Below are 25,080 nucleotides of genomic sequence, written 5' to 3' on the forward strand. Positions count from 1 at the left end.
GGGCAGCCCCTTTCAGGCGTCCCGCAGATCCGCGACGTACGGCTGGTGGGAGAGCAGTCCGCCGTCCACGCGCAGGGTGTGGCCGGTGATGAAGGCCGACTCGTCGGAGGCGAGGAAGACGACCGCCGAGGCGACGTCCTCCGGGCGGCCCAGGCGCGGGGTGAGGTGATGGCGCAGCATCGCCTCACGGATCGCGCCATGGGCCGAGCCGGCGCTGGCGGGGGTGACGATGAACCCCGGCGCGATGGCGTTGCAGCGCACACCCTGCTTGCCGTACTGGGTGGCGACGTACTGCGTGAGGTTGATGAGGGCGGCCTTCGAGGCGCCGTAGGCCGGATTGCGCAGGTCGCCCGCGAGACCGGACCCGGACGAGGTGTTGATGACGGAACCGCCGCCCCCGGCGATCATGTGCGGGACGGCTGCCTGGACGGCGACCATGGTTCCGCGCAGATTGATGCGCATCGTGTCGTCCCAGACCGCCGGGTCGGCCTCCGCCACGGCCAGGTCCTGGCGGGCGGCCAGATGGGTGGCCGCCGCGTTGTTGTGCAGGACGTCGAGGCCGCCGTAGGCGTCGACCGCCGCGGCCACCATGGCCCGTACGCTCTCCACGTCACCGAGGTCGACCGGGACCGCGGTCGCGGATCCTCCGGCGGCGCGGATCTCCTCCGTCACCGCCCTGGCGCCGTCGAAGTTCAGATCGGCGACCACCGTGTGCGCACCCTCGGCCGCCACCCGACGTGCCGAGGCGGCTCCGATGCCGGACGCCGCCCCGGTCACGACGGCGATCTTGCCGTCGAGTCGTCCCATGCCCCAACCGCCCTTCCGGCTAGGTGAGTTCACTACCGACGACAGAAACGAAGGACACACATTCGCCGGGCCCACCGCCGAGGTTGTGAGTGAGGGCGAGCGAACGTCCCTCGGCCACGGACTTCACCCTCCGCTCGGGCGGCGCCTCGCCCCGCAACTGCAGCCACGCCTCGAACATCATGCGCAGTCCCGAGGCGCCGATGGGGTGGCCGAAAGCCTTGAGGCCACCGTCCGGGTTGACCGGCAATGAGCCGTCCAGGTCGAACGCCCCGCTCGTCACGTCCTTCCAGGCCTGTCCGCGCTCGGAGAAGCCGAGATCCTCCATCAGCACCAACTCCGTGGGCGTGAAGCAGTCGTGGACCTCGGCGAGGCCGAGCTCGGCGCGCGGGTCGGTGATCCCTGCCTGCCGGTAGGCCTCCTGGGCGGAGGCGACGACCTCGGGGAAGGTGGTGAAGTCGTACTCCGGGTCGAGGAGACCGTCCGCCGGGCCGGCGACCAGGGACAGCGCCTTCACGAAGATCGGCCTGTCCGTGTACTTGTAGGCGTCCTCGGCGCGTACGACGATCGCCGCCGCCGAACCGTCCGAGACGCCCGAGCAGTCGAACACACCGAGCATCCCCGCGACGATCGGGGCCGAGCGGATGCGTTCCAGCGGCACCTCCTTGCGGAACTGGGCACGGGGGTTGCGGGCGCCGTTGACGTGGTTCTTCCAGGCGATGCGGGTGATGACGTCCTTCAACTCCTCTTCCGCCAGGCCGTACTTGGCGGCGTAGGCGGGGGCGAGGAGGGAGAAGTTGGCCGGGGCGGTGATCTCGCCGCGGCTGTCGTCGCCCGCGCCCGGGACGGCGGTACCGGACAGCCCGGACATGCCCGAGTCCTTGAGCTTCTCCACGCCGACCGCCATCGCCACGTCGTAGGCGCCGGAGGCGACGGCGTAGCAGGCGTTGCGCAGGGCCTCGGAGCCGGTGGCGCACATGTTCTCGACGCGGGTGACCGGCTTGTCGGGCAGGCGGAGCGTCCGGCTCAGGGTCAGTCCGGACACACCGGACGCCTGGGTGCCGAACCAGAACGCGTCGATGCCGTCGAGGGTGACGCCGGCCGAGGTCACCGCCTCGCCCACGGCGTCCACCAGCAGATCGTCGGCCGAGCGGGTCCAGTGCTCGCCGAAGGGCGTGCAGCCCATGCCGACGATCGCGACCCGGTCCCGGATTCCGTGCGAGCTCATCCGTGTGTCTCCTCGGTCTCGCCCGTGCGCACCGGCCGGGCCTTCCAGAAGTAGTTGTGGATGCCGGCCGCCGTGACCGTGCGCCGGAAGGTCATCTCCACCCGCGCGCCGATGACGGCGTCGGCCTCGGTCGCGTCGGTGAGCTGGCAGCGGAACCTGCCGCCGCCGTCGTAGTCGACCACCACGACGAGCATCGGCGGGCTCGGCGTGTGGGCCAGCCGGTCGACGGTGAACGTGGCGACCGTGCCGCGCACATGCTCCATCGGCTCGTCGGTCATGGCGTCGACGCTCCGGCAGGAGGTGCACACCCGGTCCGGCGGCAGATGCCGGGTGCCGCACTTCTCGCAGCGCGAGGCGACGAACCCGTACTTCCAGCCGGTGCGGCGATGGGCGGGCGGGGCGTAGGGCGGCTCGGGGTCCGGGCGGCGGGGCGGTTCACGGTCGAGCAGACCCCGCCAGGAGAGGTACGTGGCGTAGGGCATCGGGGTGCTGCCCGCGGCGATCTGCGCGGCGACCGGGCGGGTGCTGCGGTGTGCCGGGAGCGCTTCGGTGGTGCGCAGCAGGAGGACTCCGGCGCCGTCGCCGAGCACCACGAGGGCGATGATCTCGCCGGGCGCGGCGCGGTCGAGGACGTCGGCGAGGAGCAGCCCGGGTTGCGCGGTGCCGGCGTTGCCGATCGCGCCGGTGAGGTCCGGGGTCACCGCCTCGGGACGGGCGCCCGCCGCCCGCCGTACCGTCGCGCACGCGCGCGTGTGCAGGCCGGAGACGATGAGGTGGTCGATGGCGCCGCGCTCCAACCCCGCCTGGTCGAGGGCAGCGGTGAGTGCCTTGTCCGCGAGGGACACGTAGATCTCCTCGGCGAAACGCTCCTCCCACGCGCGGGAGGCCGGTGCGCCCGGCAGGCGCCAGCGGTCGAGGATCTCGTCGCTGACGGTGTCGTGGGCGAGCAGCTCCGCGAGGACGGGTGCGCCGTTGCGGTGGCCGCCGAAGACGAACGCGGCCGCGCCGTCACCGCCCGCGACCTCGTCGCTGCCGCCGGGCAGGCCGGTGCGCAGGTCCGAGAGGACAGCGAGGGTCGGGACCGAGGAGCGGGCGGCGGTGACCAGCGCGCCGAGGCCGGAGCGGACCGAGCCGGCCATGTCGACGGCGAGGACGTGCTGGTCGAGGCCGAGGGCCGCGTGGGCGGCGGTCGCGTTCGTCTTGTCGAGGTAGGCGGGCGCCGCGGTGGCGAGGAAGAGCTGGCCGACGCGGGGGCGCAGGCCGTCGCGGGCCAGGGCGACGCGGGCCGCCTCGACGGCCATGGACGTGGTGTCCTCGTCGTAGCCCGCGACCGCACGCGTGCCGCGCCCCGCCACCGTCCCCAGGGTGGCGGCGACGTCGGCGCGGGCGAGGCGGTGGTACGGCACATGGGCGCCGTACGCGATCAGTCCGGCCATCAGCGTCCTCCATTGGCGTTGATTGTGTCCGTCGGCCGTTCGAAGACCGCGGCCAGGCCCTGTCCGCCGCCGAGGCACATGGTCTCCAGGCCGTAGCGGGCCTGACGGCGGTCGAGTTCGCGCAGCAGGGTGGCGAGGATGCGGCCGCCCGTGGCTCCGACGGGGTGGCCCAGCGAGATGCCGGAGCCGTTGACGTTGAACCGTTCGAAGTCGGCCTCGGTGAAGGCCCATTCGCGGGTGCAGGCCAGCACCTGAGCGGCGAAGGCCTCGTTGAGTTCGATCAGGTCGATGTCGGCGAGCTTGAGTCCGGCTCGTTCCAGGGCCCTGGCGGTGGCGGGCACGGGGCCGATGCCCATCGTCTCCGGCGGGACGCCGACGACGGCCCAGGAGACCAGACGGGCCAGCGGGCGAAGCCCGAGTTCGGCGGCGCGTTCGGGGTGGGTCACGACGCAGAGGGCGGCGCCGTCGTTCTGTCCGCTGGCGTTGCCCGCCGTGACGGTGGCCTCCGCGTCCTGGCGGCCGAGCACCGCACGTAGCGTCGCGAGCTTCTCCAACGAGGAGTCGGGGCGCGGGTGTTCGTCGGTGTCGACGACCGTCTCGCCCTTCCGGGTCCGTACGGTGACGGGCACGATCTCGTCGGCGAACCGGCCCTCCCGCTGGGCTGCGACGGCCTTCTCGTGCGAGCGCAGGGCGAGTTGGTCCTGTTCCTCGCGGGGGATGGCGTACTCGCGGCGCAGGTTCTCGGCGGTCTCCAACATGCCGCCGGGAACGGGGTGATTGACGCCGCCGGACGTGACCCGGCCGCGGGCCAGCCGGTCGTGCAATGTGGTGCCCGCGCCACGTACGCCCCAGCGCACGTCGGTCGTGTAGAACTCCGCCCGGCTCATGGACTCGACGCCGCCGGCCAGGACGAGGTCGCTCGCGCCGGTCTGCACCTGCATCGCCGCGGTGATGATCGCCTGGAGTCCGGAGCCGCAGCGGCGGTCGATCTGCAGTCCGGGCACCTCGACCGGGAGCCCGGCGTCCAGGGCGGCCACGCGGCCGATGGCGGGGGCCTCGCCGTTGGGGTAGCACTGGCCCAACAGGACGTCGTCCACGGCGGCGGGCGGAACGCCGGTGCGGTCCAGCACGGCGCGGACGACCGTGGCGGCGAGTTCGGCTGCCGTCACGTCGCGCAGGACGCCGCCGTAGCCGCCGACGGGGGTACGCAGGGGTTCGCAGATCACCGCGTCACGCAGAGGGGCGGGCATCGGGTGGGCCTTTCGTCTCATGACCGGTACGGGCGTCGGAAGGGGGCTCACATGTACCGGCCGCCGGTCACCTCGACCACGGAGCCGGTGATGTAGCTCGCCATGTCGGAGGCGAGGAAGAGGACGACCTGGGCGACCTCGACGGGCTCGCCCGCGCGGCCCAGGGGGATCTCGGCGAGCTTGGCGTCCCAGGCGGCCGGGGGCATCGCCTCGGTCATGGCGGTGCGGATCAGGCCGGGCTGTACGGCGTTGACGCGGATGCCCGCCTTGGCGAGCTCCTTGGCGGAGGCCTTGGTGAGGCCGACGAGTCCGGCCTTGGCGGCGCTGTAGTTCGTCTGGCCGAAGTTGCCCACCTTGCCCGCGATCGAGGAGATGTTGACGATGCTGCCGCCCTGTCCGTGCGCGCGCATCGCCTCGGCGGCGTACCGGGTGCCGTTCCAGGCGCCGGTGAGGTGGACGTCGACGACGGCGCGGAAGTCGGCGAGGGGCATCTTGCGCAGGGTCGCGTCCCGGGTGAAGCCGGCGTTGTTGACCATGACGCCGACCGGGCCGAAGGCGTCGGTGCAGTGGGCCACGAGGGCGGCGACCTCGTCCTCGTCGGTGACGTCGCAGCGCACCGAGGTGGCCGCCACGCCGTTCTCGGCGAGGCGTTCGGCGGCCTCGGCCGCGGCGGTCTCGTTGATGTCGCCCAGGACGACGCGGGCGCCTGCGCCGCCGAGGACGCCGGCGATCTCGTAGCCGATGCCCTGTGCGCCGCCGGTGATCACCGCGTTGCGGCCGTTCAGCAGTCCCATGTCAGCCCGCCTCCGACTCGACACTATTCCCGCTAAATAGATAACCTATTATGCTGAAACAATCAATACAGCGATCAGCTGTACGGGTGGGGCCGGACGAGGAGCGAACACAGGTGGACATCAGCTACCCCCCGGAGACCGAGACGTTCCGCGCCGAGGTCAGGGCGTTCCTCGCCGAGACGCTGCCGCCGGACTGGCAGGGCATCGGCGCCCTGGACGAGGACGCCGCCTGGGCCTTCGCCCGGGACTGGCGCCACCGGCTCGTCGAGCGCGGCTACCTCTCCCTCGCCTGGCCCGAGCAGTACGGCGGCCGAGGCATGTCCAAGCTCCACCAGGTCGTGCTGATGGAGGAACTCGCCCTGGCCGGTGTGCCGTTCGGGCTGCCGCAGGACACCTTCGGCGTGAAGATGCTGGCGAACACGCTGCTGCGCTGGGGCACGGAGGAGCAGAAGAGCCGTTTCCTCCCGCGCATCCTCAGTGGGGAGGACACCTGGTGCCAGGGGTACTCGGAGCCGGACGCGGGTTCCGACCTGGCTTCCCTCAAGACCCGCGCGGTACTGGACGGCGACGGGTGGGTGCTGGACGGCCAGAAGGTGTGGACCTCCGGCGCCCACCACAGCGACTGGATCTTCGTCCTGGCCCGCACGAACCGGGACGCGCCCAGGCACCGCGGCATCTCGTTCCTCCTCGTGCCGCTCGACCAACCCGGCGTCGAGGTAAGGCCGTTCCGCATGATGAGCGGCCAGCTGCACTTCAACGAGGTCTTCTTCACCGGCGCCCGTACTCGCGCCGACCTCGTCGTCGGCGGCGTGGACAACGGCTGGGCGGTCGCCCAGAGCCTGCTGGGCGTGGAACGCGGAGAGGAGGCGGCCACCAACCCCATCCTCTTCCGGGCCGAGGTGGAGCGCCTCGTGGAGCTGGCACGGCTGCACGGCAAGGACCAGGACCCGGTCATCCGGCAGCGGATCGCCTGGTGCTGGTCCAAGGTCGAGATCATGCGCTGCCTCGGCTACCGGATTCTCACCGGCTGGCTCAAGGGCGCCGAGCCGGGTCCCGAGTCGTCGATCGCCAAGCTGTACTGGAGCGAATACCACACCGAGGTCACCGACCTGGCGATGGACATCATGGGCCTGCACGGCCAGGTGCCGGTAGGCCGACCGCCGCTGCGCACCTACCGTACGGACGACCCCGGCGCCGCCAACACCTCGGGGTCCTGGTCGACGACGTACCTGATCGCCCGCTCCGGAACGATCTACGCGGGGACGTCCCAGGTGCAGCGCAACATCCTCGCCGAGAAGGTACTGGGCCTGCCGCGCGAGCCCCGGCTCACGAGTCCGTAGGCCGCTGGAAGTGACTGAGTCCCGGGACCGGCCGTCGGCCGGGGCCCGGGGTCCAGCCCGCGTCGATCTTGCGCAGGCCCACGCCGTCAGGCGCCCAGATGTGGCAGCTGTTCAGCACCCAGGCGGTGGAGCGCGGGTCGTGGGAGGAGGGGCCGCCCGCGCGGTTGCGTGCCGAGATGGCCGACTGGACGACGGCCGGGCCGAGCGCGCGGGTCAGTTCGTACAGGTGGGTGCACCCGGACACGCCACGGAACCGTTCCTGGATGGCCCGGTTGTAGCCGGCGGCGACGCCTAGCCCCACCAGCCCGTCGAAGACCGGCGCGATCAGCGGGCACTCGGCGTGCGGGAAGTCCTTCATGCCCGCCTCGGCCGCCACGATCACCATGTCCGCGAGGCGTACCCGCACGGCCAGCACCATGCGGTGGACGACACCGCCCGGCGGCTCCTCCCAGGGACGCTCGTCGCGCAGTTCCGCCTCGACGGAGATCTCCCCGCCGCCCTCGTCGTGGGCGGTGACGGTGATGGTACGGCGGTGCAGCGGGAGTTCGGCGCGTGTCATGAGGAGGTCTCCTCCAGCTTCGACGCGTCCTCCCCCAGCGCCGGGAAGACCGGCGGGCGGCGCTCGATGAAGCTGAGCACGCCCTCGCGGTAGTCCGGGGCGCGCTTCGCCGTGGCCAGCAGGCCGGCCGCGTGGTCGCGGCTCTCGGTGAAGGTTCTCGCCTGGTCGTCGGCGAGCTGCCGCTTGATGAGGGACATCGCGTACGGGCTGGCCGAGCGGGCCAGTTCGGTCGCGTAGGCGAGGGCCTGCGGGAGGAGTTCGTCCGGCTCGGCCAGGCGGTTGACGAGACCCATCGACAGGGCCTCGGTCCCGGTGACGCGGCGCGAGGACAGCATCAGGTCGGCCGCGTTGCCGTAGCCGACGAGCCGGGGCAGGATCCAGGACACACCGTCCTCGGCCACCAACCCCCGCGCACTGAAGGCTGCGGCGAACTTGGCGTGCGGCACGGCGAACCGGACGTCGCACATCAACGCCTGGTTGAACCCGATGCCCGCGCAGGCGCCGTTGACGGCCGCCACGACGGGCTTCGGGAAGGACATGGGGCGGGTACGCGGGGGCAGTTGGCCGGTGGGCCACGGGCGGGCGCCGGACGACGCCCCGTCCAGCACGCTCATGTCCATCCCGGGGCAGAAGCTGCGTCCGGCGCCGGTGAGCACCACCGCCCGCACCCTCGGGTCCGCCTCCGCCCGGTCGAACAACTCGTTGTAGAGCAGCTCCATCTCCAGCGTCCAGGCGTTGTGCCGCTCCGGTCGGTTCAGGGTGAGGAGCATGACCCCGTCGTCGGTGAGCTGGGTGAGGATCACCGGGGCCGCGTTCTCGGTCATCGAGGTCACTGAGGTCACTGAGGTCACTCCCACAGGCCTGCTGGCTTTATAGATAGATGAATCATCTATATACCAAGCCATGCCCGGACGCCAGACCAGGTCTCGCCAAGGCAAGATCAAGCATCCCTTGACCTGGTACCCTCGATGCACTAAGACGATTCATTTTGCTATATGAGGAGCCCACCGTGGCCGAGGCAGCCCGCGCAAGCGAAACGGCGACCGTGCCCGCCCCCTCCCGCAGCCGCGTCGGACGCCAGGTGCGGGTGCCGAAGACCGCCGAACTGGTCGCGGGACACCTGCGCCGCCAGATCGTGCGGGGCGAGCTGCAGCCGGGCGACGCGCTGCCGCCGGAGTCCGGGCTGATGGAGCAGTTCGGCATCTCGCGGCCGACCCTGCGCGAGGCCTTCCGCGTCCTGGAGTCGGAGTCCCTGATCACGGTGCGCCGCGGCGCGCACGGCGGCGCCCGGGTCAGCGCACCCGACGCGGACGTCGCCGCCCGCTTCGCCGGCCTGATCCTCGAGTACCGCGGCGCCACCCTGGGCGACCTCTACCGCGCGGCGGCCCTCATCGAGCCGCCCTGCGCCCGCCAAGTCGCCACCAAGCCCACCGCGGCCGACATCAAGCGGCTGCGCGACGCGGTGGCCGCCGAGAAGGCCGTTCTGGAAGACCCCCTGGCCCTGGTCGAGGCACAGGACGCCTTCCACGCCCTGCTGGTCGAGCTCACCGGCAACCAGACCCTGATCCTGCTGTGCAGCATGGTGCGCAACATCATCGACCGGGCCAACGCCTCGTACACCGCGGCCGCCACGGACGCCGAGACCCAGAAGGCACAGGCCCTCAAGGGGCACCGGGCGCACGTCCGGCTGGTCGGCCTGATCGAGTCCGGCAAGGCGGACGAGGCCGAGAAGCTCTGGCAGCGGCACATCTCCAGCGCGGACGACGTGGTGAACGCCGCCGGACCCAAGACCGTGCTCGAGCTCCTCGACTGACCCGCGCAACGCGCGAGCGAGTCTCCCTCCAGGAACCCCTTGCCTCCGAGAAACAGTTAGATAATTATAGAAGGCGTACTGAATAGCTCCTGGGGTCCGGAGGCGACGGCCATGGCCGAACAGCGCAAGCGAATCTTCGACTGCGACCAGCACATGTACGAGGAGCGGGACTCCTTCACCCGCTACCTCCCGAAGGAGTTCCTCGGCGCGGCGGTCGCACCGGTGACGCTGCCGGACGGGCGGGAGGTGATACTCGCCGGGGACCGCGTCGTCGTATGCCTTGAACCCGAGTTCGGGCAGGTCTACCGTCCCGGCTCACTGAAGGAGATGCTCAAGGCCATGGCCTCGGGCAATCCGGAGGAGACGTACCAGTTCGAGCCGATGCACGAGTCGTACCAGAACCGCGAGGCCCGGCTGCGGGTCATGGACGAGCAGGGCCTGGACCAGAGCATCATGTATCCGGGCGGCTGGGCTCTGGTCGCGGAGGAGTACGTGAAGGGCGTCGAGCCGCTCTACGCCAACTACCACTCGTTCAACCGGTACATGAACGAGGTATGGGGCTTCAACCACCAGGGCCGCATCTACGCCCCCGCCCTGCTGTCCCTGCGCGATCTGCCCAGCGCGGTCAAGGAGTTGGAGTACGTCCTGGAGCAGGGCGCCCGCTTCATCCTGCTGCCCACCGGGCCGGTGTACGGCCGCTCGCCCGGCGACCCGTACTTCGACCCGTTCTGGAAACTGGTCAACGAGGCCAAGGCGAGCGTCTGTTACCACATCAGCGAGTTCTACTACAACTCGCAGGTGGCGCCCTCCTGGGGCTTCGACCCCCACCCGATCCACTTCCGGATGTCGGCCTGGCAGTGGCAGAACACCTACGGCCGGCGCCCCATCGAGGAGACGCTGTCCGCACTGATCTTCGACAACCTCTTCGGGCGTTTTCCCGACATCAACGTGCTGGTCTCCGAGTTCGGTTCCGAGTGGGCGCCGCACTTCGTGCGCCACATGGACAAGAGCCGGGGCATGGGCCGCAACGGCCCCTGGATCGGTGGGCAGTTGGACGAGCGACCCAGCCAGGTCTTCCGCAAGCACATCCGCGTGGTGCCCTACCCGGAGGACGACATCGTGGACGTCGTCAGGCGGCTCGGCTACCACGAGTCCATCGTCATGGGCTCCGACTTCCCGCACGCGGAGGGCCTGGCCGAACCGGCCGACTTCCGCAAGCTCATCGCGGAGCTCGACGAGTCGGCCCAGGACGACATCATGTTCAACAACGCTCAGCAGCTGATCAGCCGCTGAGCGTCGTACGATCCCGCCTGGCGGCGGGCCCGGTCCGACCGACCAGGCCCGCCGCCAGGTTCGCGATGTCGGTGAGCAGTGCGGTGCCGTGCGGGGTCCGGTCGTAGCCGGCGAGCGGGTAGCCGTTGCTCAGACAGGCGAAGGACAGGCCCGACTCCGGGTCCATGAAACCCAGCTGGTACGCCGCTCCGGCACTGCCGAACAACGCGGGTGAGCCGGTCGACGGCAGGCTGCTGCCCGCGTCGGGGCCGGCCACGGTCACGAACAGCCCCATGCTGGTACGCCGACTGCCGCCGCCTCCGTAGATCTGCTCCCCGTACGGGTGGCCGGTGAGCCGGATCCGGGTGCCCTCCGCCACCGCCTCCGGCTTCCACAGGCCGGAGTGGACCAGCGCCTGGAAGTAGCGCGCGACGTCGGCGGCGGTGGCGACCAGGGCATGGCTGGGCTCTCCGGCCGCCAGGACCTTCGGGTCGGACAGGTACCAGGGGCCCCAGGGGTCGGGTTCCTGGTCGTCGTCGGTGCGGTCGGTGGGGAGCATCGGGGCGACGGTGCCGGGCTGCTGGTCGACGGGCACGCCGAGCTCGAGCGAGGACAGGCCGAGCGGGCGGGCGATCCGTTCGCGCAGGTAGTCGGCGAAGGCCAGGCCCGTGCGCCGCTCGACGATCTCGGCGATGAGCCAGGCCGCCGAGGTGAGGTGGAACTGGAAGCGGCTGCCCGGCGGGTAGTCGAGCCGCCAGCGCCCGAAGGCGGCGAGCCGCTGCTCACGGTCGAGCATCTTGGGATGACCGAGCGGGGCGAAGGGGAAACCGGCGGTGTGTGTGAGCACCTGCTCGACCGTCACCGCCTCCTTTCCGTTCGGCGCGAACTCCGGGATGATCGCGGCGATTCGCTCGCCCACTTCGAGCAACCCCTCGCCGATCAGCTTCCACACCACGCCCGCGACGATCGACCGTCCGACGGACTGGAGGACGTACCGGGTACCGGGGTGTGCGTCGCCGTAGGTCTCGAAGGCCACCAGCCGCCCGCCTCGGGCGACGGCGACCTGCGCGGACGGCAGGGGGCCGTGCTCGACCTCCCGGCGGATCCGGGTCAGCAGGGCGTCGAGGCGGAGCGGGTCGACAGAGTCAGGCACGTGTTCCTCCTTCGTGCGGCTCCCGCAGGCGGCGACGAACGACCTTGCCGTTGGCGTTGCGCGGCAGGTCGTTCACGAACCACCAGCGGACGGGGACCTTGAACCCGGACAGCCGGGCGCGAGTGTGGCTCCTGAGCTCCGCCGACGGCGGCGGGGCGTCCAGGTCGGCCGGTACGACAAAGGCGACGACGGTCTGTCCGAGCCTCTCGTCGGGCACACCGAGCACGGCCGCGTCCGCCACGCCGGGGTGCGTGGTCAGGACCGTCTCGACCTCCAGCGGGTGGACGTTCTCGCCGCCCCGGATGATCATGTCCGTGCTCCGGCCGACGAGGTAGAGGTAGCCGTCCTGCGCGATCCGGCCCAGGTCGCCGCTGTGCAGCCAGCCCTCGGTGTCGATCCGGAAGAAGTGGTCCGCGCGGGCGTGGATCTCGCCGATACCGTCCGGCCCGGCGTCGGCGACCCTGACCTCGACCCCGGGGGCGGCCCGTCCCACCGACCGCAGCAACTCCGTGCGTCCCGCGACCGCTTCCCGGTGGTCCTCGGGGGTGAGCACGCTGATCGGCGACCCCTCGGTCTGGCCGAACATGTTGAGCATGCGGACGCCCGGCATCGCCTCGTACGTCCGTCGCAGGGTGCCGGGCCGGACGGGCGCGCCCCCGTACTGCAGGGTCCGCAGGGTCTCGTGCCGTGCCTCACCCGCGGCCAGCAGGGTCTCCAGCATCGCCGGGACCATGCTGGTGTGCGTGGTGCCGAGGTCCCGCAGCAGGGTCCAGCCCTCGACGGTGAAGCGGGGCAGGCCGGTGATCAGCGCGCCGGCGGCGAGGGCGACGGCGATGTTGCCGAGGCCCGCGATGTGGTGGAAGGGGGCGCTGCCGCCGTAGAAGCTGTCGGGGTCGAGCCCGCAGAGGCTTCCGTTGACGCGGGCGCGGGCGGCCAGGCGTCGCTGGGTCATGGGAACGGGCTTGGGCAGCCCGGTCGTGCCGGAGGTGTGCAGGACGGCGGCGAGTTCGTCGGGGGAAGCTGTCAATGCCCGTGCGGAGAGGGGAAGTTCGGGCACGATGGCGACCCGTCGGCCGGAGAGATCGGCGACCTGTCCGGCGAGGTCCGTGAACTCAGCCTGTGCCAGCAGGACTTGGGCTGACATTTCGTTGACCACGGCGGCGATCTCGTACGTGGTCATGCGGACGCCGAGCGGTGCGAGCGGGTGGCCGGAACCGGCGCCGCCGATCACCAGCGCGAGGGCGTCGGCGGAGGTGGCGACCAGGGCCGGGACCGGGACGCCGGGTTCCAGACCGAGCGTGTCCAGCCAGTCGGCCGCGCCGGCCGCACGGTCGAGGAGTTCTCGTCCGGTCCAGATCAGGTCGCCGAACCGGACGGCGGGGCGGGAGTGGTCGTAGCCGCGACTCACCATGGCGGTCCAGGTGACCGCCTGCCCCGACTCCTGTGCTGCGGGCACCGGTTCAGGGCTCCAGGAGGGCCGCCGCGGTACCGGTGACCACCTCGATGCCGTCCTGGTTGACGGTGCACAGCGAGAAGTGGGCGACCGGGCCGTCCGGAGTGTCCTCGATCGACTCGACGGTGGCCGTGGCGGTCAGGGTGTCGCCGGGCCAGACCTGTGCCTTGAAGCGCACGCCGTAACGCAGCAGCGACTCGGGACCGACCCAGTCGGTCAGGACCCGGCCGGACATGCCCATCGTGAGCATTCCGTGGGCGAAGACGCCGGGGTATCCTGCGGCCTCGACGGCGAACCGCCCGTCGGTGTGCAACGGGTTGAAGTCGCCGGAGGCGCCCGCGTACTGCACGATCCGGGTGCGCTTGAGGTCGTCGACGAGGACGCGCGCGCGGCTCTCACCGACCTTGATGTCGTCCGTGCTCAGGCTCATCGGGCGTCCTTCGGGGTCGCGGGGCCCTCCGGGACGACGGCCACGGTGCGGGCGACGACGATGAGTTCGCCGTCGGCGTCCCGGTACTCGGTGAGGCGCTCGCCGAACAGCAGACGGCCGCTGCGGCCCTGCTTCTCCCAGCTGCGTCCGGGAACGGTGTGCGCGTAGAGCGTTTCGCCGGCGCGCACCGGGCGGTGGTACTCGAAGTGCTGCTCGGCGTGCAGCCCGCCGCCGCCCTCGGCCATCACCCCGGGGCCGCCACCGGACCCGAACCACTCCTCGTCCGGCTTGGGGCGCAGGTGGTAGTCGGGGTCGTAGTGGGCGCTTGCCATGGTGAAGGTCGGCGGCGCGAGGGCCGTCTCGCCCTGATAAGCGGGGTGTTCGTCGCCGATGGCGCGGGCGAACATCATGATGTGCCCGGCCTCGACGGGGAACGGCTGCCCTGTCATCGTCAAGAACCTCCTCGGTCAGTACGGCAGGAACGCGTCGCGGGTGGCCTCGTCCGGGTCGAAGTCCGGCGGCAGGCCCTCGAACTTCGGCTCCCGCTTCTCCACGAAGCTCGCCACGCCCTCACGGAAGTCGGGCGAGCCCGCGAAGAACTCCATGGCGGAGTAGGAGCGGGCGAGGGCGTCGGTGAAGGTGCGGTCCAGGTCGCCGTACACCTGATGCCGTACGACGGCCATGGCGCGCGGGGAACAGTTGCGGGCGACGTCCCGGGCGTAGGCGCGGGCGGCGTCCAGCAGGTCCTCGGGTTCGACGACGCGGCTGACGAGGCCGAGGTCCTTCGCCTCGTCGGCGTCGAAGACCCGGCCCGACAACAGCAGGTCGAGCGCGTTCTCCAGGCCGATGACGCGGGGCAGGACGTACGCAAGGTTGTACTCGCCGGCCAGGCCGCGCCGGGTGAAGGCGGTGGTGAAGCGGGCCCCGCGGGCGGCGAAGCGGACGTCGCAGATCAGCGCCTGGACCAGGCCGATGCCCGCGCAGGCGCCGTTGACGGCGGCGATCAGCGGCTTCGGCAGGTTCCGCCTGCTGTACATGGGGACGCGGGCCTGGAGGCTGAGGGACTGGCCCGGCTGGGCGTTCCGTTCCAGACGCTGTACGTCCATCCCCGGGCAGAAGGCCTTGCCCGCGCCCGTGACGATCACGACACGGACGGCCGGGTCCTGCGCGGCCTCGTCGAGGAGCGCGAAGAAGCGGCGCTCCATGGGGATGCTCCAGGCGTTCTTGCGCTCGGGCCGGTTGAGGGTGACGGTGGCGACGCCGTCCTCGTCGACCTCGTACAGCACCAGGTCGTCCTGGGCGGGCTCCTCGGTCATCGCGGTCACTCCTGCGTCAGAGGGTCGATCGGGTCGATGGGGTCGGTCGTCAGCGTGTCGATGCCGTCGGCGGGATCGATCGGGTCGCCGACGCCGGGCCGCTCCCCGGAGATGGTCACCACCACCTGCCCCCGGGCGCAGATGCGTCCGTCGGTCATCACGTCGACGTCGGCGAAGTGCAGCCTGCGGCCCCGCCGTACGCAGCGGGCGTACGCGACGGCCTCCCGGCCGCGGGCGGGCGCCAGGTACTGCACCGACATGGACACGGTGCTGAGCCGGCTCCCCTTGGTGAAGTCGTGCCCGGCGATCACGGCTCCGGAGCCGGCGGTGTCGATGAGCGCCGAGATCACCCCGCCGTGGAAGACGTCCTCGTGGGCGGAGAGGGACTCGGCGTAGGGCAGCACGATCTCCACGGCTTCCGGGTCCCAGCGGGTCACCCGGATGCGGCAGTGGCGGTTGAAGGCGACCCCGCGCTCCCAGCGGGCCCGGAACCATGCCCGTCGTTCGCGCTGCTCGTGTTCGGTGAGGGTCCTCGCCGCGACGGTCATCAGCACGCCCTCCGGTCTCGGCCTGTCGGCCGATCCATATAGTTACATGAATTGGATAGTTGGAGCAATCAAGCGGAGCGTGATCCCGGCTCCAGATGTATTATTTATATAACTCATTCGCCGCCTGTGAACAGAGGGAGACCTCGATGCCGTCGACCGCACTGGCCGGGATCCGTGTCCTCGACCTGTCCCGCATCCTCGCCGCGCCGCTGGCCACCCAACTGCTGGCCGACCTGGGCGCCGAGGTGATCAAGGTCGAGCGGCCCGGGGCGGGCGACGACTCACGGACGTACGGGCCGCCGTTCGCACGCGGCACGGACACCGCCGCCTTCTACCTCTCCTGCAACCGCAACAAGCGATCGGTCACCGTCAACCACGCCACCGCCGAGGGGCAGGAGTTGATCCGCGCACTCGCCGCCCGGTCGGACGTGCTCGTCGAGAACTTCCGGACGGGGACGCTCGCGAAGTACGGCCTGGACCACGAGAGCCTGCGGGAGCTCAACCCGCGGCTCGTCTACCTCTCGGTGACCGGCTTCGGCCAGACCGGGCCGTACGCCGAACGGCCCGGCTACGACGGCATCTTCCAGGCCATGTCCGGGATGATGAGCGTCTCCGGGCACCCCGAGGAGCCGATGAAGGTCGGGGTCAGCATGGTCGACATCCTCACCGGCCTGTACGCCTCGACGGCCGTGCTGGCGGCCCTGCGGCACCGGGACGCCACCGGCGAGGGCCAGTTCATCGACCTGTCCCTGCTGGACTGCGGCCTGGCCTCGTTGTCGCACTTCGCGATGAACTACCTGGTCTCCGGTGAGGTGCCGGCGCGGCGCGGCAACGGCGGATACGGCGGGATCCCCTCCCAGGCCTTCATGTGCAAGGACAAGCCGCTCTTCCTCGTCGCGGGCAACGACAAGCAGTTCGCCGCCTTCTGCGCGGCCGCCGACCGCACCGACCTCCGCCACGACCCCCGGTTCGCCACGACCTCGGCCCGGATCGCCCACCGCGAGGAGATCCTGCCGGTGCTGGCAGCGATCCTGCGCACCCGGACCCGGGACGAATGGCTGACGGTTCTCGACGAACACGACGTCCCGGCAGGCCCGTTCAACGAGATGCCCGAGGTCTTCACCGACCCGCAGATACGGCATCGGGGGATGCTGGTCGAGGTCGAGGACCCGGTGTCGGGGCGGCTGCCGTTGCTCGCCAATCCGATCCGGTTCACGGCGACGCCGGTCCAGGGGTACACACCACCGCCCGCACTGGGCGAGCACACCGATGAAGTACTCGCCGAATTGGCGGGGTTGACGGAGGATCAGGTGAGACAACTGCGGGCGCGGGGCATCGTATGACGCCCCCAACCCCTATCCGATCAGGGTCCGGCCGCCCTCCAGCATCAGCGTCGCACCGGTCAGATAGGCCATGTCGTCGCTGACCAGCGCGGCCACCGCCCGCCCGATGTCCGTCTCCGGGTCACCCATCCTGCCCAGCGGAATGCCGGCGATCACACTGTCGGCCCGCTCCGGATGAGCGGCGAAGTACGCCTCCGCCGCCGGGCTCAGTGCGGCCGGGCAGACGACGTTCACCCGGATCCCGTACGCGCCCCACTCCCGCGCGGCGACGCGCGTCAGCCCCCGGATGGCCTCCTTGGCCATCGCGTAGGCCGCGAAACCCGCCTCACCCTGCACCGCGGCCGACGACCCGAGGTTGACGACGCTGCCGCGACCTGCCTTCAGATGGGGCAGGGCTGCCTGCATCGCGTGAAAAGTCGCCAACGGGCCGCTGCGACAGGTGAGTTCCACATCCTCGTACGACGTCTGCTCCAGGCGGCGCTGCACGGAGCTCTGCGCGTTGTTGACGAGCACGTCGAGGCCGCCGAACTCCCGTACCGTCTCGGCCACCATGCGGTCGACGTCGGCCCGTTCGCCCACGTCCCCGACGACGGTGTGCACCCGTTCGCCGCGCTCGGCGATCACGTGCGCGGTGTCCTTGAGCTTGCTCTCGGTTCGGCCCGTGATCACCACCGCCGCCCCTTCGGCCGCAAGCGCGAGGGCGATTCCGCGGCCCACGCCCTGCCCGCCGCCGGTGACCAGGGCCGTCTTCCCCACCAGCCGCTGCATCAGGTCTCCTTCCAGAAGGGTCCCCAGGAGGGGAAGGCGTCCGGCAGCGCCGGTTGTCCGGCGCCCTCCCAGCCCTCGAAACCGACCTGTTGGGGACGCTCGGTCACGTCGGCCGCGTACCAGTGCTGTTCGCGGCGCCGGGAGAAGTACCACGCGCCGTCCACGCGCGCGTACTCGTCGAGGTAGCGGATGGCCATCACGATCCACCGCTCCCCCACCTCGTGCTCGGCTCGGCAGTAGACCGAGCCAATGGCCGTGTCGCGGCCGGCGAACTCGATCCGGTGGCCGCAGATCTGATGGACCGAACGGTGAAAGCCCCGGACGAGGGGGTCGATGTACGCCAGCAGCGCGTCCCGACCGCGACCGCCGCGGCCCATGTCCACGTCGGGCCGGAAACAGCCGGCCCAGGCGTCGAGGTCGCGGGCGTCCACGGCGAGTGCGTAGCGGACGGGCAGCTGCTGGATGGCCAGGTGCGACTCGATGCGGTCGAGGCGTTCCTCCGGCGACGTCATGGCCGGGGCTCCTTCGGCAGACCGAGAACCTGCTCGCCGATGATGTTGCGCTGGATCTCGCTGGATCCGCCGTAGATCGTCTCCGCCAGGGAGAGCAGGAAGGAGCGCTGCCGCGTGTCCAGGCCGTAGTCCTCACCGACGATCTGGCCGGCCGGACCGGCCAACTCCTGGGCGAGGTGGCCGAGTTGCTGGTGACGTGTCGAGGCGTACAGCTTGGCCGTGGTGGCCTGGGCGCCCGGGGTGCGGCCCGCGGTCAGTTCGGCGAGGGTGCGGAGGTTGGTGGTGCGCATGATGCGTACGGAGATCCAGGCGTCGATGATGCGGCGGCGCAGCATCGGATCGTCGAGCGCTCCCCGTCCCCGGGCCAGGCCGATCAGCGCCTCGGCCTCCCGTTCGAAGGTGAGTTGCTGGGGCAGGAGCGTGGTGCCGCGTTCGATGCCGAGCGTGGCCATCGCGGTGCGCCAGCCCTGACCGACCTCGCCGACGACCATGTCCGCGGCGGTGCGCGCGTCGGAGAGGAACACCTCGGCGAACTCGTCCTGACCGGCGAGGTTGCGGATGGGGCGGATCTCCACGCCCGCCTGGTCCGTGGGCACCAGCAGCATGGTGAGGCCCTTGTGCCGGACGGAGTCCGGTTCGGTGCGGGCGAGGACGTAGAGCCAGTCTGCGTGGATGCCGAAGGACGTCCACACCTTCTGTCCGTTCACCACCCACTCTCCCCCACTCTCGGCTCCGCTCGAGCGGGAGGTGCCCCCATCCTCGCGCTCGGCCCGGGTGCGGACCGAGGCCAGGTCGGAGCCGGCGCCGGGCTCGCTGAAGCCCTGGCCCCACAGTTCCTCGACGGCGAGGATCGGCGGCAGGAAGCGTTTCCTCTGTTCCTCGCCGCCCATCTTCAGGAGCATCGGGCCGAGCAGGTCGAGGGCGTTGCCGGTGGCCCGGTAGGGGGCGTCGGCGCGGGCGTACTCGTACTCGAAGACGATCTCCTCAAGGAGTCCGAGCCCCCTGCCCCCGTACTCCCGCGGCCAGCCCACGCCCAGCCAACGGCCCGTCGAGAGTTCACGGTCCCAGGCCAGGCGAATCTCCCAGGCCGCGCCGTCGGTGGGGCCGCCGACGCCGCGGTGTGCCGCGAACTCGCCGACGAGATGGTCCGCCAGCCAGTCCCGCAGCTCGTCGCGGAAGTCGCGTACGGCGGGTCCGAAGTCCAGCTCCATGCCGACTTCCCTTCTCAGGTTCAGATGCCGAGCCGGGTGGCCAGCAGCTCCCGGTGGTACGACGGTGTGCCGAGCAGCACCTCGGAGCTCTTGGCCCGCTTGAAGTACAGGTGCGCCGGGTGCTCCCAGGTGAAGCCGATCCCGCCGTGGACCTGGATGTTGTCGCCGGCGACCCTGGTGAACGCCTCCGAGCAGAAGGCCTGCGCCAGGGCCGCCGCGACGGCGATCTCCGTGTCGTCCCCGGCATCCAGCGCCCACAGTCCGGCGTACGCGGCCGAGCGGGCGGACTCGATCTCCACCAGCATGTCGGCGCACTTGTGCTTGATCCCCTGGAAGGAGCCGATGGGACGCCCGTACTGCACCCGGATCCTCGCGTAGTCCACGGCGGCGTCGAGAGCCGCGGCCGCTCCCCCGACCTGTTCGGCGGCCAGTAGGACCGCGGCCGTGGCGAGGGTGTGTGCGAGGCCGGGCCACGCAGCGCCCTCCGTGCCGAGCAGCCGGGCGGGGGTGTCGCCGAAGGCCAGCCGAGCCTGTTTGCGGGTCTGGTCGAGGGTCGGGAGCTGCCTGCGGGTGAGGCCCGGTGCGTCGGCGCCGACCGCGAAGAGGCTGATGCCGTCGGGGGTGCGGGCGGCGACCAGGAGCAGGTCGGCGAGGTGTCCGTCGGGGACGTAGGTCTTCGCGCCGGTCAGCCGCCACCCGTCGGCGGTGGGGTGCGCGGTGAGCCGGATGCCGGGCTCGTCCCAGCGGCCGCCGTCCTCGGTGAGCGCCAGCGTGGCGATCGTCTCGCCGGACGCGATGCCCGGCAGGAGGTCGTGCCGGGCCTGCTCGTCGTCACAGCGCAGGAGGGCCTCGGCGGCCAGGGCGACGGAGGCGAAGTACGGCCCGCACAGCAGCGCGCGGCCCGCCTCCTCGAAGACGATGCCGAGGTCGACGTAGCCGAAGCCCGAGCCGCCGTACTCCTCCGGTACGGCGAGTCCTTGCAGGCCCAGTTCGCCGGCCATCCGCCGCCAGACGACGAGGTCGTGACCCCGCGGATCGGCGGCCAGGCGGCGCACGGCCGCCTCGTCGGAGTGCTTGGCCAGGAACGACCGTACGACCTTGCGCAGTTCGTCCTGTTCCTGGCTGAAGGTGAGATCCATGCCGAGCTTCCCGTCCTCGGTGCGACGCGTCTGCCGATCGCTTGCCGCTCTCCGCTCGATACAGTTAGATAATTATAGTATCCACACTGAATGCACCAGGAGCGCGACGTGACCGATCTCTACGCCCCGTTCACGAGCCTGACCTTCGAGCGTCCCGCGCCCGGCGTGCTGCGCGTCCTGCTCGACGCCCCCAACCTCAACGCGGTCGATCCGCGGATGCACGGTGAACTGGCCGACATCTGGCCGGTGATCGACCGGGACGAACAGACCCGGGCGGTCCTGGTCCAGGGGGCGGGCCGGGCGTTCTCGGCGGGCGGAACCTTCGACTCCATCGAGGCCATGACCGAGGACTACGCGGTGCGAGCCCGGGTGATGCGCGAGGCTCGAGACATGGTCTACGGGGTGATCAACTGCTCGAAGCCGGTGGTCTCCGCGATCCATGGGCCGGCGGTCGGTGCGGGGCTGGTCATCGGCATGCTGGCGGACATCTCGATCGCCGCCCGCACCGCGAAGATCGTCGACGGGCACACGCGCCTCGGAGTCGCGGCGGGTGATCACGCGGCGATCTGCTGGCCGTTGCTGTGCGGCATGGCCAAGGCCAAGTACTACCTGCTGACCTGCGAGGCGCTCACCGGCGAGGAGGCCGAGCGGATCGGGCTGGTCTCGAAGTGCGTGGCCGACGAGGAGGTCCACACGGAGGCGCTGCGCGTGGCGACCGTCCTGGCCGCCGGTCCCGCCAGCGCCCTCAGCTGGACCAAGCGGTCCCTCAACCACTGGTACCGCACCGCCCAGCCGATCTTCGAGGCCTCGCTCGGCCTGGAGTTCCTCGGGTTCGCGGGACACGAGGTCGTCGAGGGCCTGGCCGCCCACCGTGACAAGCGCGCCCCGGACTTCGAGGGCGTGGCCGGCAAGCACCCGCTCGACCTGTGAACCCCCATGGCCCGTACGGAGAGGACCGCACCATGACCACGCAGCACACGACGACCGAAGTCCCCCCTCTGGTCAGGGGGTTGACGTACGAGGAGATGCCCGTCGGGCAGGTCTTCCGTACCGCCCGCCGGACCGTCACCGAGACCGACCTGGTCAACTTCGTCACCTGGGGCGGCTTCACCGAGCCGCTGTTCTGGGACGCCACACACGCGGCGGAGGGTGGGTACACGGGCCGGCTGGTCCCGGGCGGTCTGACGTACTGCCTCGCCGAAGGGCTCGTCCTGCAGACGAACGTCCTGCACGGCACCGGACTCGCCTTCCTGCACATGGAGCTGGACGTGCTGGGACCGGTGTACGTCGGTGACACGCTGTACGCGGTCGTGGAGACCACGGGCTGCCGCCCCTCCAGCAAACCCGGGCGGGGCGTGGTGACCAGCCGGATCACCGTGCGCAACCAGCGGGACGAGGACGTCCTGGTCTACTGCCCGGTGCGGCTGATCCGCGGCCGGGACTACGAGGCTCCGGCGCCCTGAGGCCGGGGTACGAGGGTCAGTCCGGTACCCGGACCGGCGGCGGGAGCGGCGGCGAACGCTCCCGCGTGCACCCAGTCGGACGGCATCGTGGGCCGCGGCGCGAGCTCGTGGTCCGGGATGGCCATCGCGTACAGACGGGTGTAGCGGAACTTGGCCTCCAGGTTGTCGAGGACCGACCAGTACTCGTAGCCGCACACGTCCACTCCGGCGGCGATGAGCCTCGCCAGCCAGGAGAGCCGGGCGCGGAGCAGGGCCCGGCGCCGGGTGTCGTCGCGGTGTCCCGTGTCGTCGACCAGGTCCAGGTCGCCCATGCCGTTGTCGACGATCGACAGCGGTGGCAGCAGGTCCCCGTACAGGTCGCAGAGACCGGCGACGGCGTCGGCGAGTCCCTCGGGGATGATGGGCCAGCCGTAGGCGGTCGTCTCCACCTCGTCGAAGGGGACGATCGCGAAGCCGAGGCCCACGAGCAGGCGGTTGACCTCGTTCAGGGCGCTCCGGCACTTCGCGGTCGGCAGGACGCGGGGCAGGTTCTCCGGTGCGGTGACACGGAACGGGGTGTGCCAGGACAGACCGAGCAGGTCCTGCGCGGTGGCGATGACCTCCAGGTCGCCGGGGCGTACACAGCCGGTGGCCGCCACGGGGGCGAGGTCGTCCTCGGTCACCATGTGCTCGCCGAGCAGCAGGGGATCGAGGAAGATGCGGTTGGTCCAGCTCTCCAGGCGCTCCAGGGCGAGCCGGTCGTAGGGATCGTCGGTGGCCGCGTAGCCGCCGACGAGGGTGACCGTCGTCCCGATCCGGCCCGTGACGCCGGCGGCCCTGAGGGCCTGGGTGGCGAGCCCGTTGGCGAGCAGGATGTGGTGGACCGCGGGCAGCCCGGCGCAGCCGGCACCCCGGCCCGGTGAGTACATTCCGGCCACATGGTCCGCGAGCGTGGGACCTGCGAGGTCGGTGGAGGTGATCCAGCATTCCACCCGGTCGCCGAAACGGCGGCCCAGTTCGGCGGCGTACGCGGCGAAGTGCTCGGCGGTGTCGCGGGCGAGCCAGCCGTCCGCGGCGTCGAGCCACGGCGGCAGCGTGCGGTCGAACAGGGTGACAGCCGGCCGCGTCCCCTGTTCGAGCAGGGCGTCGAGCGCGCGCTCGCACCGGTCCAGCGCAGCCCGGTCCCAGCTGCCGGGGCCGTCGGGCTGGAGCTCCGGCCATCCGGCGACCATGCGGTGCGTGTCCGCGGTGACGCCGAACAGGCGCCGGATGTCGTCGGTCCACTGCCGGAAGTGTCCGCCGCGCTCCGGCGGGGGTGGCGGCACGGCCGCGATGGTGTCCGCGGTGGCGACCCCCCAGTCGACACCGCGCAGGGATTCATGCAGGAAACCATCGCTCATGGTTACCGTCCAGGCGGTCAATGGTTTAGCGCATTCAACTGAATGTCCGCCGACCGGACGCTAACACTTCATGCAAACCACGACAATGTTTCGGCCAGATCTCTTCGCGCCGTGAAGCCCCGGCCGGCCGCCTACTCCCCGAAGGGCCGGAACTCCTCCTCCTGCCACCAGGGATAGACGGGCGGCATGTCCTTGCTGACCCGCCCGGGGAACCGGGGTGGCCGCTTGGCGAGGAACGACTCGATTCCCTCGACGGGATCCGGTCCGCCGCCGATCTGGCTCATGACGCGTGAGTCGAGCCGGTGCGCGGTCATCGGGTGGGGCTCGCCGAGCATCCGCCACATCATCTGGCGGGCGAGGGCCACCGAGATCTCCGAGGTGTTCTCGGCGATCTCCCGCGCGAGTTCGTACGCCGCGGGCAGCAGCTTCTCCGGCGGGTGGACGGAGCGGACCAGACCGGCCGCCAGCGCCTCGTCCGGACCGAAGACGCGGCCGGTCGCGACCCACTCCATGGCCCGCTGCATACCGACCGCCCGCGGCAGGAACCAGCTCGCCGCCGACTCCGGCACGATGCCGCGGCGCGCGAAGACGAAGCCGAACTTCGCCTTCGTCGACGCGAGCCGGATGTCCATGGGCAGGGTCATGCTGGCCCCGACGCCCGCCGCCGGGCCGTTGACCGCCGCGATGACCGGCTTGGTGCTGGAGAAGATCCGCAGGGCGACCCGGCCGCCGGTGTCCCGATGCCAGGCGCCCGCCCTGCGGTGATCGAAGGACGAGCCGCCGGAGCTGACGTCGGCGCCCGCGCAGAAGCCGCGTCCGGCGCCGGTCACCACGATCACCCGTACCCCGTCGTCGGCGTCGGCCGCGTCCAGGACGTCGAGGAGGTCCCGCATCATCTGCGGGTTGAAGGCGTTCAGCCTCTCCGGCCGGTCGAGGGTGACGGTGAGGATCCGGTCCGCCGTCTCGGCCCGCACCGTCTCGTACTCCTGCTGTGCCATGCGCGTCCTCCGTCACTCCACGAGCCGGTTCCCAGAAAGCTTAATTAGTTATAGCATTCAACTCAATGACGAACCCCTGAACGATGGCGGTGGAGATGACGGATCTGGTGGTGACGGCGGTCGGGCCGGTCCGGTTGGTCGAGTTGAACCGGCCGGAGCAGCTCAACGCGATGAGCGAGGAGCTGCACACCGGCCTCGCGTCGGTGTGGGACGAGGTCGCCGCGGATCCGGAGGCCCGGGTGATCGTCCTCACCGGGCGCGGCCGGGCGTTCAGCGCCGGCGGCAACTTCGACATCATGACCCGGGTCCAGCGCGACAGCGCCTTCCGCGAGCAGCAGGTCGACGAGGCCCGCAGGATCGTCACGGGCCTGGTCCGCTGCCCCCTCCCCGTGATCGCCGCGGTCAACGGCCCGGCCGTGGGCCTCGGTTGCAGCCTGGCCCTGCTGAGCGACCTCGTGCTGATCGCCGACGACGCCTATGTCGCCGACCCGCACGTCCAGGTCGGACTCGTCGCGGGCGACGGCGGCGCGTACGTCCTGCCCCTGCTCGTGGGCCTGACCCGGGCGAAGGAGCTGCTGTTCCTGGGGACCCGGGTGAGCGCCGAGGACGCGGTCCGGCTCGGCATCGCCAACCGCACCGTGCCCAAGGACAAGCTCATGGACGAGGCCATGGACCTGGCCGGACGGCTGGCGGCCCTGCCCGTGCAGGCACTGCGTGAGACCAAGAGCGCGGTCAACCGGCACCTGGAGCAGGCCCTCGACTCCGTGATGGAACCGGCCCTGCTCGCCGAGCGGGACTCCATGCACGCACCGGATCACATCGCCGCCGTCGAGCGGATCATGGCGTCACGCGGCCGCCGCTGAGCAGGAGA

At 71.1% G+C, this 25,080-nt stretch carries 26 protein-coding genes; 7 read left to right on the top strand and 19 right to left on the bottom strand.

The genetic code is table 11. From position 1 onward, the window contains the following. Positions 1-12: 12 nt before the first annotated feature. From ACIBAF_RS14475 to fabG, 5 genes are read right to left on the bottom strand one after another with little or no spacing between them, the layout of a single operon-like run. On the bottom strand, positions 13-807 hold the full coding sequence (locus ACIBAF_RS14475) for an SDR family NAD(P)-dependent oxidoreductase (protein WP_399463516.1): 795 nt from the start codon (positions 805-807) through the stop codon (positions 13-15). Positions 808-826: 19 nt separating this feature from the next. Further along, positions 827-2,032 (bottom strand): acetyl-CoA acetyltransferase, encoded by a 1,206-nt coding sequence (locus ACIBAF_RS14480; protein ID WP_399463517.1) that lies wholly within the window; start codon positions 2,030-2,032, stop codon positions 827-829. After that, positions 2,029-3,468 (bottom strand): OB-fold domain-containing protein, encoded by a 1,440-nt coding sequence (locus tag ACIBAF_RS14485; protein WP_399463518.1) that lies wholly within the window; start codon positions 3,466-3,468, stop codon positions 2,029-2,031. The genes ACIBAF_RS14480 and ACIBAF_RS14485 overlap by 4 nt, the downstream gene beginning before the upstream one ends. Beyond that, the gene (locus ACIBAF_RS14490) at positions 3,468-4,718 is read right to left on the bottom strand and encodes an acetyl-CoA C-acetyltransferase (RefSeq protein WP_399463519.1); all 1,251 of its coding nucleotides are present in this window, start codon (positions 4,716-4,718) and stop codon (positions 3,468-3,470) included. Before ACIBAF_RS14490 ends, ACIBAF_RS14485 begins: the two co-directional genes overlap by 1 nt. Positions 4,719-4,765: 47 nt before the next feature. Beyond that, positions 4,766-5,512 carry a 3-oxoacyl-ACP reductase FabG gene (fabG, locus tag ACIBAF_RS14495; protein ID WP_399463520.1) on the bottom strand — a complete coding sequence of 249 codons (747 nt, stop codon included), beginning with the start codon at positions 5,510-5,512 and terminating at the stop codon, positions 4,766-4,768. Positions 5,513-5,625: 113 nt separating this feature from the next. Between fabG and ACIBAF_RS14500 the strand changes: the two genes are divergently transcribed. Beyond that, positions 5,626-6,852 carry an acyl-CoA dehydrogenase family protein gene (locus ACIBAF_RS14500; protein ID WP_399463521.1) on the top strand — a complete coding sequence of 409 codons (1,227 nt, stop codon included), beginning with the start codon at positions 5,626-5,628 and terminating at the stop codon, positions 6,850-6,852. Here the strand turns inward: ACIBAF_RS14500 and ACIBAF_RS14505 are convergent. Both ACIBAF_RS14505 and ACIBAF_RS14510 read right to left on the bottom strand, forming a co-directional pair. Beyond that, complete coding sequence (locus ACIBAF_RS14505) at positions 6,839-7,411, bottom strand: DUF2889 domain-containing protein (RefSeq protein ID WP_399463522.1); 573 nt, start codon at positions 7,409-7,411, stop codon at positions 6,839-6,841. The two genes, ACIBAF_RS14500 and ACIBAF_RS14505, sit on opposite strands and share 14 nt — an antisense overlap. Next, complete coding sequence (locus ACIBAF_RS14510) at positions 7,408-8,235, bottom strand: enoyl-CoA hydratase-related protein (protein ID WP_399463523.1); 828 nt, start codon at positions 8,233-8,235, stop codon at positions 7,408-7,410. Before ACIBAF_RS14510 ends, ACIBAF_RS14505 begins: the two co-directional genes overlap by 4 nt. A 185-nt stretch (positions 8,236-8,420) precedes the next feature. On the opposite strand from ACIBAF_RS14510, the gene ACIBAF_RS14515 reads away from it, so the two are divergent. Both ACIBAF_RS14515 and ACIBAF_RS14520 read left to right on the top strand, forming a co-directional pair. After that, entirely contained in the window at positions 8,421-9,224 is an 804-nt protein-coding gene (locus ACIBAF_RS14515) for a FadR/GntR family transcriptional regulator (protein WP_399463524.1), read from the top strand. A gap of 111 nt (positions 9,225-9,335) precedes the next feature. Then, complete coding sequence (locus tag ACIBAF_RS14520; protein WP_399463525.1) at positions 9,336-10,517, top strand: amidohydrolase family protein; 1,182 nt, start codon at positions 9,336-9,338, stop codon at positions 10,515-10,517. Here ACIBAF_RS14520 and ACIBAF_RS14525 read toward each other — a convergent pair. The 6 genes from ACIBAF_RS14525 to ACIBAF_RS14550 are packed head-to-tail and all read right to left on the bottom strand — an operon-like array spanning position 10,507 to position 15,396. Beyond that, positions 10,507-11,649: a serine hydrolase domain-containing protein gene (locus tag ACIBAF_RS14525; RefSeq protein WP_399463526.1), complete on the bottom strand. Its 1,143-nt coding sequence runs from the start codon at positions 11,647-11,649 to the stop codon at positions 10,507-10,509. The genes ACIBAF_RS14520 and ACIBAF_RS14525 overlap by 11 nt on opposite strands. Then, the gene (locus tag ACIBAF_RS14530) at positions 11,642-13,105 is read right to left on the bottom strand and encodes a class I adenylate-forming enzyme family protein (RefSeq protein WP_399463527.1); all 1,464 of its coding nucleotides are present in this window, start codon (positions 13,103-13,105) and stop codon (positions 11,642-11,644) included. The genes ACIBAF_RS14525 and ACIBAF_RS14530 overlap by 8 nt, the downstream gene beginning before the upstream one ends. Before the next feature lie 4 nt (positions 13,106-13,109). Beyond that, the gene (locus ACIBAF_RS14535) at positions 13,110-13,532 is read right to left on the bottom strand and encodes a MaoC family dehydratase (protein WP_399463528.1); all 423 of its coding nucleotides are present in this window, start codon (positions 13,530-13,532) and stop codon (positions 13,110-13,112) included. After that, positions 13,529-13,981 (bottom strand): MaoC family dehydratase N-terminal domain-containing protein, encoded by a 453-nt coding sequence (locus ACIBAF_RS14540; RefSeq protein ID WP_399463529.1) that lies wholly within the window; start codon positions 13,979-13,981, stop codon positions 13,529-13,531. The genes ACIBAF_RS14535 and ACIBAF_RS14540 overlap by 4 nt, the downstream gene beginning before the upstream one ends. Before the next feature lie 18 nt (positions 13,982-13,999). Beyond that, entirely contained in the window at positions 14,000-14,848 is an 849-nt protein-coding gene (locus ACIBAF_RS14545; RefSeq protein ID WP_399463531.1) for an enoyl-CoA hydratase-related protein, read from the bottom strand. A 5-nt stretch (positions 14,849-14,853) separates the two neighbouring features. Beyond that, positions 14,854-15,396: a PaaI family thioesterase gene (locus tag ACIBAF_RS14550; RefSeq protein ID WP_399463532.1), complete on the bottom strand. Its 543-nt coding sequence runs from the start codon at positions 15,394-15,396 to the stop codon at positions 14,854-14,856. Between the two features lie 146 nt (positions 15,397-15,542). Here ACIBAF_RS14550 and ACIBAF_RS14555 point away from each other — a divergent pair, with 146 nt between their 5' ends. After that, complete coding sequence (locus ACIBAF_RS14555; RefSeq protein ID WP_399463533.1) at positions 15,543-16,739, top strand: CaiB/BaiF CoA transferase family protein; 1,197 nt, start codon at positions 15,543-15,545, stop codon at positions 16,737-16,739. A gap of 12 nt (positions 16,740-16,751) precedes the next feature. On the opposite strand, the gene ACIBAF_RS14560 is transcribed toward ACIBAF_RS14555, so the two are convergent. The 4 genes from ACIBAF_RS14560 to ACIBAF_RS14575 are packed head-to-tail and all read right to left on the bottom strand — an operon-like array spanning position 16,752 to position 20,369. After that, positions 16,752-17,507, bottom strand: a complete 756-nt coding sequence (locus ACIBAF_RS14560; RefSeq protein WP_399463534.1) for an SDR family NAD(P)-dependent oxidoreductase — start codon at positions 17,505-17,507, stop codon at positions 16,752-16,754. Next, positions 17,507-18,019, bottom strand: coding sequence for a nuclear transport factor 2 family protein (locus tag ACIBAF_RS14565; protein WP_399463535.1), 513 nt, complete (start codon positions 18,017-18,019; stop codon positions 17,507-17,509). The genes ACIBAF_RS14560 and ACIBAF_RS14565 overlap by 1 nt, the downstream gene beginning before the upstream one ends. Then, on the bottom strand, positions 18,016-19,230 hold the full coding sequence (locus ACIBAF_RS14570; RefSeq protein WP_399463536.1) for an acyl-CoA dehydrogenase family protein: 1,215 nt from the start codon (positions 19,228-19,230) through the stop codon (positions 18,016-18,018). Before ACIBAF_RS14570 ends, ACIBAF_RS14565 begins: the two co-directional genes overlap by 4 nt. 20 nt (positions 19,231-19,250) lie before the next feature. Next, positions 19,251-20,369: an acyl-CoA dehydrogenase family protein gene (locus ACIBAF_RS14575; RefSeq protein ID WP_399463537.1), complete on the bottom strand. Its 1,119-nt coding sequence runs from the start codon at positions 20,367-20,369 to the stop codon at positions 19,251-19,253. 108 nt (positions 20,370-20,477) lie between these two features. Here ACIBAF_RS14575 and ACIBAF_RS14580 point away from each other — a divergent pair, with 108 nt between their 5' ends. Both ACIBAF_RS14580 and ACIBAF_RS14585 read left to right on the top strand, forming a co-directional pair. Then, entirely contained in the window at positions 20,478-21,299 is an 822-nt protein-coding gene (locus tag ACIBAF_RS14580) for an enoyl-CoA hydratase/isomerase family protein (RefSeq protein ID WP_399463538.1), read from the top strand. 32 nt (positions 21,300-21,331) lie between these two features. Then, entirely contained in the window at positions 21,332-21,832 is a 501-nt protein-coding gene (locus ACIBAF_RS14585) for a MaoC family dehydratase (RefSeq protein ID WP_399463539.1), read from the top strand. On the opposite strand, the gene ACIBAF_RS14590 is transcribed toward ACIBAF_RS14585, so the two are convergent. Together ACIBAF_RS14590 and ACIBAF_RS14595 are read right to left on the bottom strand one after the other, a co-directional pair. After that, positions 21,811-23,211, bottom strand: a complete 1,401-nt coding sequence (locus ACIBAF_RS14590; RefSeq protein WP_399463540.1) for a family 1 glycosylhydrolase — start codon at positions 23,209-23,211, stop codon at positions 21,811-21,813. The two genes, ACIBAF_RS14585 and ACIBAF_RS14590, sit on opposite strands and share 22 nt — an antisense overlap. Positions 23,212-23,342: 131 nt before the next feature. Beyond that, complete coding sequence (locus ACIBAF_RS14595) at positions 23,343-24,209, bottom strand: crotonase/enoyl-CoA hydratase family protein (RefSeq protein WP_399463541.1); 867 nt, start codon at positions 24,207-24,209, stop codon at positions 23,343-23,345. A gap of 95 nt (positions 24,210-24,304) precedes the next feature. Here ACIBAF_RS14595 and ACIBAF_RS14600 point away from each other — a divergent pair, with 95 nt between their 5' ends. Continuing rightward, a complete protein-coding gene (locus ACIBAF_RS14600) occupies positions 24,305-25,072 on the top strand; it encodes an enoyl-CoA hydratase/isomerase family protein (protein WP_399463542.1) in 768 nt (255 codons plus the stop codon). Positions 25,073-25,080 lie beyond the last annotated feature (8 nt).

It is taken from the genome of Streptomyces sp. NPDC051677 (assembly GCF_044453465.1).
Lineage (GTDB): Bacteria > Actinomycetota > Actinomycetes > Streptomycetales > Streptomycetaceae > Streptomyces.

What these genes read in the sequence shown, in the direction of transcription:
- ACIBAF_RS14550 (WP_399463532.1), bottom strand. Translation starts at nt 15,396, where the DNA reads ATGACCGTCGCGGCGAGGACCCTCACCGAACACGAGCAGCGCGAACGA.
- ACIBAF_RS14540 (WP_399463529.1), bottom strand. Translation starts at nt 13,981, where the DNA reads ATGACAGGGCAGCCGTTCCCCGTCGAGGCCGGGCACATCATGATGTTC.
- ACIBAF_RS14545 (WP_399463531.1), bottom strand. Translation starts at nt 14,848, where the DNA reads ATGACCGAGGAGCCCGCCCAGGACGACCTGGTGCTGTACGAGGTCGAC.
- ACIBAF_RS14565 (WP_399463535.1), bottom strand. Translation starts at nt 18,019, where the DNA reads ATGACGTCGCCGGAGGAACGCCTCGACCGCATCGAGTCGCACCTGGCC.
- ACIBAF_RS14485 (WP_399463518.1), bottom strand. Translation starts at nt 3,468, where the DNA reads ATGGCCGGACTGATCGCGTACGGCGCCCATGTGCCGTACCACCGCCTC.
- ACIBAF_RS14595 (WP_399463541.1), bottom strand. Translation starts at nt 24,209, where the DNA reads ATGGCACAGCAGGAGTACGAGACGGTGCGGGCCGAGACGGCGGACCGG.
- ACIBAF_RS14570 (WP_399463536.1), bottom strand. Translation starts at nt 19,230, where the DNA reads ATGGAGCTGGACTTCGGACCCGCCGTACGCGACTTCCGCGACGAGCTG.
- ACIBAF_RS14475 (WP_399463516.1), bottom strand. Translation starts at nt 807, where the DNA reads ATGGGACGACTCGACGGCAAGATCGCCGTCGTGACCGGGGCGGCGTCC.
- ACIBAF_RS14590 (WP_399463540.1), bottom strand. Translation starts at nt 23,211, where the DNA reads ATGAGCGATGGTTTCCTGCATGAATCCCTGCGCGGTGTCGACTGGGGG.
- ACIBAF_RS14535 (WP_399463528.1), bottom strand. Translation starts at nt 13,532, where the DNA reads ATGAGCCTGAGCACGGACGACATCAAGGTCGGTGAGAGCCGCGCGCGC.
- ACIBAF_RS14555 (WP_399463533.1), top strand. Translation starts at nt 15,543, where the DNA reads ATGCCGTCGACCGCACTGGCCGGGATCCGTGTCCTCGACCTGTCCCGC.
- ACIBAF_RS14560 (WP_399463534.1), bottom strand. Translation starts at nt 17,507, where the DNA reads ATGCAGCGGCTGGTGGGGAAGACGGCCCTGGTCACCGGCGGCGGGCAG.
- ACIBAF_RS14575 (WP_399463537.1), bottom strand. Translation starts at nt 20,369, where the DNA reads ATGGATCTCACCTTCAGCCAGGAACAGGACGAACTGCGCAAGGTCGTA.
- ACIBAF_RS14510 (WP_399463523.1), bottom strand. Translation starts at nt 8,235, where the DNA reads ATGACCGAGAACGCGGCCCCGGTGATCCTCACCCAGCTCACCGACGAC.
- ACIBAF_RS14600 (WP_399463542.1), top strand. Translation starts at nt 24,305, where the DNA reads ATGACGGATCTGGTGGTGACGGCGGTCGGGCCGGTCCGGTTGGTCGAG.
- ACIBAF_RS14480 (WP_399463517.1), bottom strand. Translation starts at nt 2,032, where the DNA reads ATGAGCTCGCACGGAATCCGGGACCGGGTCGCGATCGTCGGCATGGGC.
- ACIBAF_RS14585 (WP_399463539.1), top strand. Translation starts at nt 21,332, where the DNA reads ATGACCACGCAGCACACGACGACCGAAGTCCCCCCTCTGGTCAGGGGG.
- fabG (WP_399463520.1), bottom strand. Translation starts at nt 5,512, where the DNA reads ATGGGACTGCTGAACGGCCGCAACGCGGTGATCACCGGCGGCGCACAG.
- ACIBAF_RS14505 (WP_399463522.1), bottom strand. Translation starts at nt 7,411, where the DNA reads ATGACACGCGCCGAACTCCCGCTGCACCGCCGTACCATCACCGTCACC.
- ACIBAF_RS14490 (WP_399463519.1), bottom strand. Translation starts at nt 4,718, where the DNA reads ATGCCCGCCCCTCTGCGTGACGCGGTGATCTGCGAACCCCTGCGTACC.
- ACIBAF_RS14520 (WP_399463525.1), top strand. Translation starts at nt 9,336, where the DNA reads ATGGCCGAACAGCGCAAGCGAATCTTCGACTGCGACCAGCACATGTAC.